We start from the raw sequence: 13246 nt of genomic DNA on the forward strand, positions 1-13246 counted from the left end.
CCGCCCAGCGTGTCATCACCGCGCATGTGCTCGGGCATCTGGACCTGGATCACATCCGCCCCCCAGTCGGCCAGCTGGCGGCAGGCGGTCGGGCCGGCCCGGACCTGGGTCAGATCCACCACGCGAAAGCGCTGGAGTGCAGAAGATGCAGGCATGTGAGGCATGTTTGAAATCCAGAAAGAGACAGAAAGAGACACAAAAAACAAAACACCAGTGTCATCCTCCAAAGACCAAAGTGTCAACACTTTTTTAATAAAAGAGAACTCTTTGGCGCATCACAGACTACACAGAACTTCTTTCAGTTACCATTCCACCACCCTTTTCATGCGCCCATACCGGGCGCAACCAGCCCCTACAGCCATGATTTCACCCAAAGAAAAGCCCGAGCAGGGACTGCCGCTCTTCATTGCGGATGAACTCAAGCAGTTGATTTATAACGGCGCGCTCAAACCCGGCGAACGCCTTAACGAGGCGGCGCTGGCGCTGCGCATGGGCACCAGCCGCGGCCCCATCCGCGAGGCCATTCGCATGCTCACGGGCTTGGGGCTCGTGAAGGCGGTGGTCAACCGTGGCGTCTTTGTGCGGCAGATCTCGGTGCGCGAGATGCTGGAGATCTACGACTTGCGCGCCCTGGTCTTCGGATTTGCCGCCGAGCGCGCAACCGAACATGTCAATGAAGAGCACAAGCAGCAATTCGAGCTGTTGCTCACCCAGATGGATGCGGCCTGCGACGCCGAAGATGCCGACCGCTATTACGACCTGAACCTGCAGTTTCATGCGCTGATCCTGCGCCTGTCCAACAACCAGCGGGCCCATGAAGCTTATGACGACTATGTCAAGGAGTTGCACCTGTTCAGGCGCCGCTACTTCAATTCTCCCGGCAACATGCGGCGCTCCAATATCGAACACCGGTCTATCTACGAGGCCATCATCAAAGGCGCCAGGGCCAAGGCAAAATCAGCCGCCGAACGCCACGTGCTGTCGGGGCGCCAGCGCTTGCTGGCCAGCATCGACGACAGCAGCCCGCTGTCCGGCTAGCGCCACGCTTGGCGCACTGAGTAGAATGCAGGATTGGCCTGACGCGCTGCTTTAATCGCCAGTATCCGGACCCTCAACCAGACCCAAAAACATGAAAACCATTACCGGCAGCATTGTTGCACTGGCAACGCCCATGCATGAAGACGGCAGCGTGGACTATCCCGCCCTGCGCAAACTGGTGGACTGGCACATCGCCGAGGGCACTGACTGCATCGGCGTGGTCGGAACCACCGGCGAATCGCCCACTGTCAATGTCGACGAGCACTGCGAAATCATCCGCGTCTCGGTCGAGCAAGCTGGCAAGCGCGTGCCCATCATGGCCGGCTGTGGCGCCAACTCGACCTCAGAAGCCATCGAGCTGGCCAGGTTCGCCAAACAGGTGGGCGCCGACTGCCAGCTGCAAGTAGTCCCTTACTACAACAAGCCCACGCAAGAGGGCCAGTACCGGCACTTCAAGGCCATTGCCGAGGCCGTCGGCGATTTTCCGATGGTGCTGTACAACGTCCCGGGCCGCTCCGTAGCAGATATGGCGCACGCCACCGTGCTGCGTCTGGCCCAGGTGCCCGGCATCGTGGGCATCAAGGAAGCCACCGGCAACATCGAGCGCGCACAGTGGCTGATCAAGGAAGCCCCCAAGGAGTTTGCGGTGTATTCGGGCGACGACCCGACTGCCGTGGCCCTGATGCTTTGCGGCGGACAAGGCAACATCAGCGTGACGGCCAACGTCGCGCCCCGGCTCATGCATGAACTGTGCATGGCTGCGGTGGCAGGCGACGTCAAACGCGCCATGGAATTGCAGTTCAAGCTGCTGCCCCTGCACCGAAACCTGTTTGTTGAAGCCAACCCGATTCCCGTCAAATGGGCCATGGCCCGGATGGGTCTTTGTGGCGGTACGCTGCGCCTGCCCATGACGCCGCTGGAGACATCGAACGAGGCGGCAGTAGAAAACGCCCTGCGCACGTGCGGCCTGATCTGATTTTTAAGGAATACCAAGTGAAGACACTGCCGACGACATCACCGACATTATCCAAGCGCCCAGCATTTCTGAAAGCCCAAAGCGCTGCAGCGCTGTCCGCACTGCTGGCCATCAGCGCGCTGGCGGGTTGTTCCAGCATCAAAGACGCCATGGAAGGTGAACGTGTCGACTACAAATCGAGCGGCGCCAAAGCCCCCTCGCTTGATATTCCGCCCGACCTGACCCAGCTTACCCGTGAAACCCGCTACGTCGTGCCCGGCGCGGCAGTTTCGGCCAGCAGCTACCAGGTGGGCCAGCCGACCCAAACCGTTGCCACCGCAGCAGCCGCAGTGGGCGACGTCCGGGTCGAGCGCGCGGGCAGCCAGCGCTGGCTGGTCGTTAGCCGGCCGGCTGACAAGCTCTGGGAGCCGGTGCGTGATTTCTGGCTCGAGAGCGGATTTTTGCTGGCACAAGACCAGGAAAACCTCGGCATCATGGAAACAGACTGGGCCGAAAACCGCGCCAAACTGCCGCAGGACTTCATCCGAAACACCCTGGGCAGAGTCCTGGACAGCCTTTATTCGACCGGGGAGCGTGACAAGTTCCGCACGCGCCTGGAACGCAGGCCAGACGGCGGCACCGAGGTGTACATCAGCCATCGCGGCATGGTCGAAGTGGTGACCGGCGGAAAAAGCGGAGGCGCAGGTGATGGTACTGTCTGGCAACCCCGCCCGGCCGATCCGGAACTGGAGGCCGAATTTCTGCGCCGCCTGATGGTCAAGCTGGGCGTGACCCAGGAACAATCGAAAGCCCTCGTAGCCGCAGGTGTCACAAGCAAGCAAACGTCCCGCGTCGCCGCTGTGAACAACCTGCCCGTCGTGCAGATTGATGAAGGCTTCGAGCGCGCCTGGCGCCGGGTGGGTCTGGCACTGGACCGCACCGGCTTTACCGTTGAAGACCGCGACCGCAGCCAGGGCACCTACTTTGTGCGTTACGTCGAACCCGTGACCGACAAGCGCGAAGCCGGCTTCTTCAGCAAACTGTTCAGCGGTTCGGCACCGGCAGCGAAGCCGCTGAAGTACCGCATTACGCTCAAGAGCCAGGGCGAAAACACCACGGTGTCGGTCCTGAATGCCGAGGGCGCGCCTGAATCGTCAGCCAATGCGCAACGCATTGTTCAGGTGATCGCCGACGACTTGAAGTAAGGGCAAGTCCATTTGAAGCGACATGTCCGCGCCCTGCCACGGTGTTGAGGTTTAAAAGCCTGGGCAGTGGCAGCACAGGCAACGCCACGCTGGTAGAAGTCACCAGTCACAGGCCCCTGCGCCTGCTGGTCGATTGCGGCCTCGGGCTTAAGCAGCTCTCTGTGCGACTGGCTGGCGCGGGCTTGGTCGATGGCGACATCGATGCCATCTTCATCACCCACGAGCACAGCGACCATATCGGATGCGCGCGCCAATTTGCACGCCGCCACAGGGTGCCGGTCTGGATGAGCCACGGCACCTACGAAGGCATAGGCTCGCCCGACTTCGATGGCCTGCTCCACACCGCACGCGACGGCCAGGCGATTGACCTCGGTGGTCTGCAGATCATGCCTTTTACCGTGCCGCATGATGCCCGCGAACCGTTGCAGCTGACCTGCACGGATGGCGCGAAAAAGCTGGGCATCCTGACCGATCTCGGTCATGCCACGGCGCATCTGCTGACGCATTTGGAGCACTGCAATGCCCTGCTGCTTGAGTGCAACCACGACAGCGACCTGCTGGCCCAGTCGAGCTATCCGCCTTTTCTGAAACGTCGCGTCGGGGGAAAGTACGGCCATTTGTCCAATGCCGCTGCGGGCGCGATTGCCCAGTCGTTGGCGCACGAGGGACTCAAGCATCTGGTAACAGCCCACCTGAGCGAGCAAAACAACCGCCCGGAACTTGCTTATCAAGCCATGTCTGATGCACTGGGGAGCGTCACCGAAGTGACGCTTGCCGATGCCGCTAACGGCACACGCTGGCTTTCAATTTAGACCTTCCCGGGCCTCGGGAACGGTCCGGGCAGGCTTAATGCATGCGGCTTTGGGAAGAGATCAAAGCGCCAGACACAAAAAAGCCGCCCGGAGGCGGCTTTTTCAGGAGTCACGAAGTGATTACTTCGCTGCCTCGCTGGCTGCTGATGCAGCAGCGGTTGCGGCGGCGCCAGCAGCAGCGGCGGAACCAGCTGCTTCAGAAGCAGAAGCGGCAGCGGCAGCGGCAGCAGGTTCTGCAGCAGGAACAACCACGACAGGTGCTGGCGTCACGACGATGGGTGCTTCTTCTTTTTTGCCGCAGGCAGCCAGAGCAATAGCGGCAACAATAGCTGCCATAACGAGTGATTTGTTCATTTTTAGATCCTTGATGAATTAAGAAAATAGTTTCCGGAGTTTGTCAAAAGAAACCCAAACCAAAATTCAAGTTATGTTTTGACCGGGGAAAGAATTCGACCTCTTTCAACCCAGCTCTAAATTATATGCCGGATAGTACAAGCACGAAAATCCTTAGTGGGCCAATCGCAACGCCAGGCCCGCATGCAACTCCAAAAAACCACAGTCCGCCAAAACACAGTAAAAAGACGGCTTTGGCGCTTGCGGGCACGGCCAGTTTGCAAGCGCACCTGGCACTACGCTTGGCCCACGCCTAAAGCCCCAAAGTGGTCGCAGGAAAGGCAGGCGCGCTTTTCAGCAGCAATGCGTTCAAGCGCTGTTTCAAGGCCACGCGCCTGGCGACGTCAGTGCCGGCTACTCCGGTGCAGCGCTGCAGGTCTGTTCGTTCGAACGTCCAGCCAGGTCCCCACAGGGCGCTGGGCATGTCAGTGGCCGGGGTAGAAACATTCGCGCGGCATTCCACAAGGTGCGACCAGGTTCGCCGCCAAGCCACAAAACGCATATGCCTTCGCTGCACTTCATCGTAATTTTTTGCAAGAATCGTGAGCTTGCGACCAGCCTTGGCCCAGTCGTTGAGGGCCTGCGCCACGGCACGCTCGCCCAGCGGCCAGTCCTCAAAGCCGGGATCGCACAAGATGATTTCACGCCATCCCTGTACAGCAGCGACTGCCAAGGCCTGACGAATCAGCTCGGCAAACTCGGTGCGGCCGGTAAATCGACCTTCCAGCAAGGCTGGAAGCAACGCGGGTGTTTTTTGAGAATTCATGTACTTTTCTCCTTGGCGTTCCCTGATTCTCCGTGGAATTGGCGCCGCGCTGTTCAGGTGTCTGCCCCCGGCCGTTCAGGCCGTTCCTGCCGCAGCCAGCCTGCACCATGCCAGTCGTCCAGCAGTGCCAGAGCCGACGCGCTGGCCTTGCGCAATTCATGCGGCAACAGGCTGCGCTGGTCAGCCAAACGCTGCATAAATCGGGCATCGGCGCCTTTGGCTCGGTAGCTCTCGCCGTTGATGAACACGTGATCACTGTCGTACATCATGCGGGTACGCGGATCCAGCTGAACACCGCTCTGACCGGATTTCGCAGCCTCGGTGGCCCAGTCTTGCAGCGGTTCTTCAAACCATACCGTCGGTTTGGGTGCCGTCATGTACTCACCCAGCGCGCAGTTCAGGGCCAGGGGATCTTTCAGCGCGTCGAGCACTGCCTGCTGTGCAAAGGCGGCCAAAGCAGCCGGCAGCGCGGCCGGGGTCGCGGTCGCAGCCTGGCCCGGGTCTTGGTACAGGCGCGGCGGACGTCCGGCCCGGCGTCGCCCCTCGCCCGTCGAGGCTTCTTCCTCGTCTTCCGAAAACTCAGCGAGGCGGCGCAGCAATTCAGCCGCCAGTTCACTGCGGCTCGGAACCCGAAAACCAACGGAATAAGTCATGCAGTCAGCAGATTTTCCGTCGCCTCCAACAGCCGCTTCAGCGATGCCGTCATGCGCATAACCGGGCGGAAGGTAAAGCATGTCGCCGGCCTGCAGCACAAACTCTTCTTCTGGTTCGAAGTTCTGCAAAATCTTGAGCGGCACGCCCTGTTGCAAGGTCAGGTCCTTTTGCCGCCCTATCCTCCAGCGCCGTTGTCCACTGGCTTGCAGCAAAAACACGTCGTAACTGTCAAAGTGCGGGCCCACGCCGCCGCCCGTCGTTGCAAACGAGATCATCAGATCGTCCAGCCTGGCATCAGGAACGAAACGAAACTGTTGCAACAAGGCGTGGGCGCCTGCGTCATGCATGTCCACACCCTGCACCAGCAGCGTCCAGCCCGGCTTGGCCAGCGGCGGCAGGCTGCGGGGCGCCATAGGCCCCTGTTTCATGCGCCAGCCCTTGGCCTGCTGAACAATCAGGCGGGATTCAACCTGCTCACGCGCCGCCAGCTTGAACAGCGCTGCGCGGCTCAATACAGGCTTGAACCCGGGAATGGCCTGGCGCACCAGCAGCGGCTTTTTTTGCCAGTACTGACGCATGAATTGAGCCGGGCTCAGGCCAGCAAGAAGCTCCAAAGATTGATTTATATCCATGGGACAATTGTCGGATGAAAATCACCCCGCAATGCGTCGTAGCCCTGACATGGACGCTGAAAGATACTTTGGGCGATGTGCTGGACGAACTGGACGAGCCGGTGGAATTCTTGCTTGGCGGCGATGATTTGCTGGCCAAAATCGAAGAAGCCCTGCAAGGCCACGAAGGTGGGGACTTGCTCGAGTTGCACCTGGAGCCCGAACACGCGTTCGGTGACTATGATGAAAACCTGGTTTTCCTCGAGCCCCGCAACATTTTCCCGGCCGAACTCGAAGAAGGCATGACCTTCGATGGCGCGGCCCTGCCAGCGGGCGCCAATGAACAAATTGCGCAGGACTACATTTACACGGTGACAGAAATTTACCCTGAACATGTGGTGCTCGACGGCAACCATCCCCTCGCCGGAATTGCCATACGGCTGGCCCTCAAGGTCGGGTCGGTGCGTGATGCCACCGAAGACGAAATCGGACAAGGCACCATGGGTACCGGTTTTTTTAAACTGGAGCCACTCATTCCTGGCAACGACACGCTGCACTGATCAGTCTGACAAGCGGCATAAAAAAAGCGGCGCTGCAGTCAACCGCAGCGCCGCTTTTTTATGGCAGTCGACTGTCAATAACGAAACAGTTGCCCGTTTTCAATCCGCACCCGGTCACCCGGGCGCAGGTCGCCGGTGGATGCGAGATCGTAAGAGCGACGGGCGCCGTTATCGGTTTGCACAGAGATGCGATAGGTTTCATTCACCTGCGGCGTTCTCGTATTTTTTTCAATCGCGTTTCCGGCCAGGGCGCCGCCTACAACGCCTGCAATTCGGGCCACGTCACGCCCCGTGCCGCCGCCCACCTGGTTACCAATGACGCCACCGGCAATACCGCCAATGATGGCGCCTGCGCCAGTGCCCTGGACTGCGCCCTGCGTGCGGATCACCTCAATATTGGTGACGCGGCCGTACTCGACATAAGCAGGGTTTACATTCCCGGCGGGATAAGACGACGCCGGATAGGTCGCTGCCGGGTAGGTCGAAGTGGGGTATGAACCCATCGGCGCCGTGCCGCCGAGGGGCTGCGCGCCGCAAGCGGCAAGGCCTGCCAGCAACACGATGGATGAAACAACCGATGTAATGCGTAATGAACTGCGCATGAAAATCTCCTGTAATGAACATCAAAACAGTGAGCCAAACCTGAAGGCTGCCCGCCAGGCAAACCACTTTAATTGGCTCCACCGCTGATGACTTTATTACATGCCCAAGCCGGCCCGGCAGCGGTCGGGAATGCACGCACGCCGCCGTCGGATAAGCTGAGGCCTGCTTGTAGGTGAACACGCCCTGGTGCTGCAGCCGATCTCAGCCCTTGCCGGTAGAACCGTAGCCGCCATCGCCCCGTTCGCTGGCCGGAAACTCGGTAACCACATTGAACTGCACCTGCGCAACCGGCACGATCACCAGTTGCGCAATGCGCTCCATGGGCTCGATGGTGAAAGGCACATCGCTGCGATTCCAGGCGCTGACCATCAGTTGCCCCTGGTAGTCACTGTCGATCAGGCCCACCAGGTTGCCCAGCACAATGCCGTGTTTGTGACCCAGCCCGGAGCGCGGCAGAATCAACGCAGCGAAGCCGGGGTTCTGCAGGTAGATTGCGATTCCCGTGGGCACCAGCTGCCACGCATTGGCGCCCAGCGTCAGAGGCGCATCCAGGCAAGCGCGCAGGTCCAGGCCGGCACTTCCGGGCGTGGCGTAGTTGGGAAGATTGCCCTGAAGGCGCGGATCGATGATCTTGAGGTCGATTTTCATGAATTATTGGCACTGACTTTTTAAAAACTATTCCATGCGTGCGGTCTTACGCGCCCATCCTGCGGGCGATCTCCTGAACCAGCCGCCGCGCGAGCGACAGCTTGGACGCTCTTGGCAGCGCGGTGTTGCCCTGCGCATCCACCAGCAGCAGTGCGTTGTGATCTTGTCCAAAAGTATCGGGCCCAATGTTGCCCACCAATAACGGCACCTTTTTGCGCAGGCGCTTGGCTTGGGCATTCTCAAGCAGATCGTGGCTTTCCGCGGCAAAGCCCACGCAATACAGCGCGCCCGCCTGGGCCGCTGCAGACCGGGCCACCGTGGCCAGAATGTCGGTATTTTCGGCAAATTCCAGTTGCGGCGCCCGGCCGGCGCCGTCCTTCTTGATTTTCTGGGTTGAAGGCGCGGCGGGCCGCCAATCGGCCACAGCGGCAGTTGCTATAAAAACAGTAGCTGCTTGAGCCCGCAACATAACGGCTTCAAGCATGTTTTGTGCTGACCTTACATCCACGCGAGTGACCCCGCGCGGCGTGGGCAGGCTCACCGGACCCGCGACCAGCGTCACCTCGGCACCGGCCTCGCGCGCCGCACGTGCAATCGCAAAGCCCATTTTCCCACTCGACAGATTGGTGATGCCGCGCACCGGATCAATAGCCTCGTAGGTCGGGCCGGCCGTCACCAGCACCTGCTGACCAGCCAGCACCTTGGGCGTAAAAAACGCAATGATGTCCTCCAGCAACTGCTCGGGCTCCAGCATGCGGCCGTCCCCGGTCTCTCCGCAGGCCTGAAAGCCTGCGCCTACGCCCAGCACCGTGGCACCGTCCGCCGCCAACTGAAGCAAGTTGCGCTGGGTCGCCGGATGCGCGTACATCTCGCGGTTCATCGCCGGCGCCAGCAGCAGCGGCACCTGGTCGAGCGGTCTGGCCAGGCACATCAGGCTCAGCAGGTCATCGGCCCGGCCATGCAGCAGCTTGGCCATGAAATCGGCGCTGCAGGGCGCAATCAACATAGCGTCTGCCTCGCGCGACAGGTTGATATGCGCCATGTTGTTAGCCTCACGGCTGTCCCACTGGCTGGTGTACACCGGCCGACCACTGAGCGCCTGCAGCGTGACCGGCGTGATGAACTGCTCAGCCGCCTCGGTCATCACCACCTGCACGGTGGCGCCGGCCTTGATCAGGGCCCGGCACAGTTCGGCCGACTTGTAGCAGGCGATCCCGCCCGACAAGCCCAGCACAATATGTTTGCCGGCCAGGTCCGGCGCGTCGTCGCCACTGCTCGGGCCGTTTGTTTCATTTGTCATGCCCGGCAATGTAGCAGCTAAACACTGCCGCTCAGGCGTATGCAAAGTGGTCCGGCAGTGAATGTTTCAGTTTAGTCAATGGGCTGACGGCGGGCGCTCGGTCACCCCCTATAATCTCCGTTTACCACCTTAGCGAACTTCCGGTTCGTAACTGACATGACCAAATTTGTCTTCGTCTCCGGCGGTGTGGTGTCTTCCCTGGGCAAGGGAATCGCCTCAGCCTCCTTAGCTGCGCTCCTTGAATCGCGAGGCCTCAAAGTCACTCTCATCAAGCTCGATCCCTACATCAACGTGGATCCGGGCACGATGTCGCCGCTCCAGCATGGCGAGGTTTTTGTGACCGAAGACGGGGCAGAAACCGATCTCGATCTAGGCCATTACGAGCGTTTCATCGAAACGCGCATGCGCAAGGCCAACAACTTCACCACCGGCCAGATCTACAAAAGCGTGCTCGAGAAAGAGCGCCGCGGTGACTACCTCGGCAAGACGGTGCAGGTGATCCCGCACGTCACCAATGAGATCCAGGAGTTCGTCAAGCGTGGCGCCGGCTACGAAACGCCCGATGCGGTCGATGTGGCCATCGTTGAAATCGGCGGCACGGTGGGCGACATCGAGTCCCTGCCCTTCCTCGAAGCGGTGCGCCAGATGAGTCTGCGCATGGGCGCCAACAACACCGCGTTTGTGCACCTGAGCTACGTGCCGTGGATTGCCGCTGCCGGCGAGCTCAAGACCAAACCGACACAGCACACCGCCAAACAGCTGCGCGAGATCGGCATCCAGGCCGACGTGCTGCTGTGCCGCGCGGACCGGCCGATTCCCGCCGAAGAGCGCGCCAAGATCTCGCTGTTCTCCAATGTGCCCGAATGGGGCGTGATCTCCATGTGGGACGTGGACACCATCTACAAGGTGCCGCGCATGCTGCACGAGCAGGGCCTGGACGGCCTGATCTGCGACAAGCTGCGCCTGAACACCCCGCCGGCCAACCTCAAGCGCTGGGACGAGCTGGTGTATGAAACCGAGCACCCGCAAAAGCAGGTCAGCATCGCGATGGTCGGCAAATATGTGGACCTGTCGGACAGCTACAAGTCACTCAACGAGGCGCTGCGCCACGCCGGCATGAAAAATCACGCCAAGGTCGTGATCGAGTACGTGGACTCCGAAAGCATCACGCCCGACAACGTGTCGCGGCTGGCCAAGTTCGACGGCATCCTGGTGCCCGGCGGCTTCGGCATACGCGGTGTGGAAGGCAAGATCTGCGCGGCGCGTTATGCCCGCGAGAACCAGTTGCCCTACCTCGGCATCTGTCTGGGCATGCAGGTTGCGACCATTGAGTTCGCACGCCATGTGGCCGGCCTGAAAGACGCCAACAGCACCGAGTTCGAACCCAACACACCGCACCCGGTGATCGCCCTGATCACCGAATGGAAAGACGCCGACGGCACCATCAAGACACGCGACGCCAAGTCCGACCTGGGCGGCACCATGCGCCTGGGCGCGCAGAGTTCAGATGTGGCCAAGGACACACTGGCCCACGGCATCTACGGCGACGTGGTGACCGAACGGCACCGCCACCGCTATGAGGCCAACGTCAACTACCTCGACCAGTTGCGCGCCGCCGGTCTGGTCATTTCCGCGCTGACCCAGCGCGAGCAGCTCACCGAAATTGTTGAGCTGCCGCGTGATGTGCACCCCTGGTTTGTCGGTGTGCAGTTCCACCCCGAGTTCAAGTCCACACCGTGGGCCGGCCACCCGCTGTTCAACGCCTACATCAAGGCCACGCTGGACCACCAGGTGGCCGGCAAATCCCTGAAAGTGGTCGCATGAAGCTTTGTGGATTCGACATTGGCCTTGATCAGCCCTTCTTCCTGATCGCCGGCCCCTGCGTGGTGGAGTCCGAGCAGTTGCAGATGGACACCGCCGGCGCCCTCAAGGACATCACCGCCTCGCTTGGCATCCCCTTCATCTTCAAGTCCAGTTACGACAAGGCGAACCGCTCCAGCGGCACCAGCTTTAGAGGTCCGGGCATGGACAAGGGCCTGGAGATCCTGGACAAGGTCAAACGTGATCTGGGCCTGCCCATCCTGACCGACGTGCATTCCGAAGCCGAGATCGCCACGGTGGCCTCGGTGGTCGACGTGTTGCAGACGCCGGCCTTTTTGTGCCGCCAGACCGACTTCATTCACGCGGTCGCGCAATCGGGCACACCGGTCAATATCAAGACGGGCCAGTTCCTCGCGCCCGGCGACATGAAAAACGTGATCGCCAAGGCGCGTGCCGCCGCGCGTGAAAAAGGATTGGATGAAGACAGCTTCATGGCCTGTGAACGCGGCGCGAGTTTCGGTTACAACAACCTGGTCTCCGACATGCGCAGCCTCGCCATCATGCGTGAGACCGGCGCGCCGGTGGTCTTCGACGCCACCCATTCGGTGCAGTTGCCGGGTGGCCAGGGCACCAGCAGCGGCGGTCAACGTGAGATGGTGCCGGTACTGGCCCGCGCCGCGGTTGCGGTCGGCATTGCCGGCCTGTTCATGGAAACCCATCCCGATCCGGCGAACGCCATGAGTGACGGCCCCAACGCCGTGCCGCTCAAACACATGAAAGCCCTGCTGGAAACGCTGCTCGAACTCGACCGCGTGACCAAGAAAAACGGCTACCTCGAAAATAATTTCCAGGCCTGACATGAGCTCTGCCTACATCATTGCCAACGTCACCGTCACCAACCCCGAGCAATACGAAGAATATAAAAAATGGTCCTCCGCCGCGATGCAGGCGCACGGCGCTGAAGTCTGTGTGCGCGGCGGCAAGGTCGAAGTGCTGGAAGGCGACTGGGCACCGGAACGCCTGGTCATCCTGAAGTTTCCGACTTTTGAAGCGGCCAAAGCCTTCGATGCGTCGCCCGAATACGGCAAGGCCCGGGCGGCACGCCAGGGTGCGGCCATTATGCGAATGATTGTGGTTGAAGGTGTCTGAAGCCTTCGCCCGCCAGTTTTTTAATCTTGATCTGAAAGAACCTCAATGAGCGCAATTGTTGATATCGTCGGCCGCGAAATCCTGGACAGCCGGGGCAACCCCACCGTCGAATGCGACGTGTTGCTGGAGTCCGGCGTCATGGGCCGCGCGGCCGTGCCTTCGGGCGCCTCCACCGGCTCGCGTGAAGCCATCGAGCTGCGCGACGGCGACAGCGGGCGTTACCTCGGCAAGGGCGTTCTCAAGGCCGTGGAATACATCAACACCGAAATTTCCGAGGCCGTGCTGGGCCTGGACGCCAGCGAGCAGGCCTTCCTGGACCGCACGCTGATCGACCTGGACGGCACCGAGAACAAATCGCGCCTGGGCGCCAATGCGATGCTGGCCGTGTCCATGGCCGTGGCCCGCGCGGCGGCAGAGGAATCCGGCCTGCCGCTGTACCGCTATTTCGGCGGCATGGGCGGCATGCAGATGCCGGTGCCGATGATGAACGTGGTCAATGGCGGCGCGCACGCCAACAACAACCTGGACCTGCAGGAGCTGATGATCATCCCGGTGGGCGCACCCAGCTTTCGCGAAGCCGTGCGCTACGGCGCCGAGGTTTTCCAGGCGCTCAAGAAAATCATCCACGACAAGGGTATGAGCGTGGCGGTGGGCGACGAAGGCGGCTTTGCGCCCAACGTGGCCAACCACGAAGCTGCCATCCAGATGATCCTGGAGGCGATCGAGACCGC

Annotated in this window: 15 protein-coding genes and 1 pseudogene; 9 read left to right on the forward strand and 7 right to left on the reverse strand. The window is 60.9% G+C overall.

Annotated elements, in window-relative coordinates; translation table 11 throughout:
- Positions 1-164 (reverse strand): CoA transferase (locus Q8K05_RS00200; RefSeq protein ID WP_305244553.1); only part of this gene is annotated, 164 nt, incomplete at its 3' end.
- Positions 165-360: 196 nt separating this feature from the next.
- Here Q8K05_RS00200 and Q8K05_RS00205 point away from each other — a divergent pair.
- The 4 genes from Q8K05_RS00205 to Q8K05_RS00220 all read left to right on the forward strand — a co-directional run bounded on the left by Q8K05_RS00205 (position 361) and on the right by Q8K05_RS00220 (position 4010).
- On the forward strand, positions 361-1038 hold the full coding sequence (locus tag Q8K05_RS00205) for a GntR family transcriptional regulator (protein WP_305244540.1): 678 nt from the start codon (positions 361-363) through the stop codon (positions 1036-1038).
- A 91-nt stretch (positions 1039-1129) separates the two neighbouring features.
- Positions 1130-2014: a 4-hydroxy-tetrahydrodipicolinate synthase gene (gene dapA / locus Q8K05_RS00210; protein WP_305244541.1), complete on the forward strand. Its 885-nt coding sequence runs from the start codon at positions 1130-1132 to the stop codon at positions 2012-2014.
- A 17-nt stretch (positions 2015-2031) separates the two neighbouring features.
- A complete protein-coding gene (gene bamC, locus Q8K05_RS00215; RefSeq protein ID WP_370868739.1) occupies positions 2032-3198 on the forward strand; it encodes an outer membrane protein assembly factor BamC in 1167 nt (388 codons plus the stop codon).
- Positions 3199-3239: 41 nt separating this feature from the next.
- Positions 3240-4010, forward strand: coding sequence for an MBL fold metallo-hydrolase (locus tag Q8K05_RS00220; protein WP_305244542.1), 771 nt, complete (start codon positions 3240-3242; stop codon positions 4008-4010).
- A 120-nt stretch (positions 4011-4130) separates the two neighbouring features.
- Here the strand turns inward: Q8K05_RS00220 and Q8K05_RS00225 are convergent, their stop codons facing one another.
- The 3 genes from Q8K05_RS00225 to Q8K05_RS00235 all read right to left on the reverse strand — a co-directional run bounded on the left by Q8K05_RS00225 (position 4131) and on the right by Q8K05_RS00235 (position 6455).
- On the reverse strand, positions 4131-4364 hold the full coding sequence (locus tag Q8K05_RS00225) for a hypothetical protein (protein WP_305244543.1): 234 nt from the start codon (positions 4362-4364) through the stop codon (positions 4131-4133).
- A 292-nt stretch (positions 4365-4656) separates the two neighbouring features.
- On the reverse strand, positions 4657-5169 hold the full coding sequence (locus Q8K05_RS00230) for a hypothetical protein (protein ID WP_305244544.1): 513 nt from the start codon (positions 5167-5169) through the stop codon (positions 4657-4659).
- 53 nt (positions 5170-5222) lie between these two features.
- Positions 5223-6455 carry a JmjC domain-containing protein gene (locus Q8K05_RS00235; protein WP_305244545.1) on the reverse strand — a complete coding sequence of 411 codons (1233 nt, stop codon included), beginning with the start codon at positions 6453-6455 and terminating at the stop codon, positions 5223-5225.
- Positions 6456-6469: 14 nt separating this feature from the next.
- Between Q8K05_RS00235 and Q8K05_RS00240 the strand changes: the two genes are divergently transcribed.
- Positions 6470-6994, forward strand: a complete 525-nt coding sequence (locus Q8K05_RS00240) for a peptidylprolyl isomerase (protein WP_305244546.1) — start codon at positions 6470-6472, stop codon at positions 6992-6994.
- A gap of 74 nt (positions 6995-7068) precedes the next feature.
- On the opposite strand, the gene Q8K05_RS00245 is transcribed toward Q8K05_RS00240, so the two are convergent.
- The 3 genes from Q8K05_RS00245 to coaBC form a co-directional block, all read right to left on the reverse strand.
- Entirely contained in the window at positions 7069-7596 is a 528-nt protein-coding gene (locus Q8K05_RS00245; RefSeq protein WP_305244547.1) for a glycine zipper 2TM domain-containing protein, read from the reverse strand.
- A 202-nt stretch (positions 7597-7798) separates the two neighbouring features.
- Positions 7799-8245: a dUTP diphosphatase gene (gene dut, locus Q8K05_RS00250; protein ID WP_305244548.1), complete on the reverse strand. Its 447-nt coding sequence runs from the start codon at positions 8243-8245 to the stop codon at positions 7799-7801.
- A 46-nt stretch (positions 8246-8291) separates the two neighbouring features.
- Positions 8292-9545 carry a bifunctional phosphopantothenoylcysteine decarboxylase/phosphopantothenate--cysteine ligase CoaBC gene (coaBC, locus tag Q8K05_RS00255; RefSeq protein ID WP_305244549.1) on the reverse strand — a complete coding sequence of 418 codons (1254 nt, stop codon included), beginning with the start codon at positions 9543-9545 and terminating at the stop codon, positions 8292-8294.
- Between the two features lie 156 nt (positions 9546-9701).
- Here coaBC and Q8K05_RS00260 point away from each other — a divergent pair, with 156 nt between their 5' ends.
- The 4 genes and pseudogenes from Q8K05_RS00260 to eno all read left to right on the forward strand — a co-directional run.
- Positions 9702-11369 (forward strand): CTP synthase, encoded by a 1668-nt coding sequence (locus Q8K05_RS00260; RefSeq protein WP_305244550.1) that lies wholly within the window; start codon positions 9702-9704, stop codon positions 11367-11369.
- Positions 11366-12223, forward strand: a complete 858-nt coding sequence (gene kdsA / locus Q8K05_RS00265; protein WP_305244551.1) for a 3-deoxy-8-phosphooctulonate synthase — start codon at positions 11366-11368, stop codon at positions 12221-12223. Before Q8K05_RS00260 ends, kdsA begins: the two co-directional genes overlap by 4 nt.
- Before the next feature lies 1 nt (position 12224).
- A complete protein-coding gene (locus Q8K05_RS00270; RefSeq protein WP_305244552.1) occupies positions 12225-12515 on the forward strand; it encodes a DUF1330 domain-containing protein in 291 nt (96 codons plus the stop codon).
- Positions 12516-12560: 45 nt separating this feature from the next.
- Positions 12561-13246, forward strand: a pseudogene (gene eno, locus Q8K05_RS00275) (phosphopyruvate hydratase); the annotation flags it as partial.

Source organism: Polaromonas sp. (assembly GCF_030682935.1).
Classification (GTDB): Bacteria; Pseudomonadota; Gammaproteobacteria; order Burkholderiales; family Burkholderiaceae_C; genus Polaromonas.

Bases quoted from the DNA above. Each gene is read 5' to 3' on its own strand.
- Q8K05_RS00205 (WP_305244540.1), top strand. From the start codon at position 361: ATGATTTCACCCAAAGAAAAGCCCGAGCAGGGACTGCCGCTCTTCATT.
- dapA (WP_305244541.1), top strand. From the start codon at position 1,130: ATGAAAACCATTACCGGCAGCATTGTTGCACTGGCAACGCCCATGCAT.
- Q8K05_RS00225 (WP_305244543.1), bottom strand. From the start codon at position 4,364: ATGAACAAATCACTCGTTATGGCAGCTATTGTTGCCGCTATTGCTCTG.
- Q8K05_RS00230 (WP_305244544.1), bottom strand. From the start codon at position 5,169: ATGAATTCTCAAAAAACACCCGCGTTGCTTCCAGCCTTGCTGGAAGGT.
- Q8K05_RS00235 (WP_305244545.1), bottom strand. From the start codon at position 6,455: ATGGATATAAATCAATCTTTGGAGCTTCTTGCTGGCCTGAGCCCGGCT.
- Q8K05_RS00240 (WP_305244546.1), top strand. From the start codon at position 6,470: ATGAAAATCACCCCGCAATGCGTCGTAGCCCTGACATGGACGCTGAAA.
- Q8K05_RS00245 (WP_305244547.1), bottom strand. From the start codon at position 7,596: ATGCGCAGTTCATTACGCATTACATCGGTTGTTTCATCCATCGTGTTG.
- dut (WP_305244548.1), bottom strand. From the start codon at position 8,245: ATGAAAATCGACCTCAAGATCATCGATCCGCGCCTTCAGGGCAATCTT.
- coaBC (WP_305244549.1), bottom strand. From the start codon at position 9,545: ATGACAAATGAAACAAACGGCCCGAGCAGTGGCGACGACGCGCCGGAC.
- Q8K05_RS00260 (WP_305244550.1), top strand. From the start codon at position 9,702: ATGACCAAATTTGTCTTCGTCTCCGGCGGTGTGGTGTCTTCCCTGGGC.
- kdsA (WP_305244551.1), top strand. From the start codon at position 11,366: ATGAAGCTTTGTGGATTCGACATTGGCCTTGATCAGCCCTTCTTCCTG.
- Q8K05_RS00270 (WP_305244552.1), top strand. From the start codon at position 12,225: ATGAGCTCTGCCTACATCATTGCCAACGTCACCGTCACCAACCCCGAG.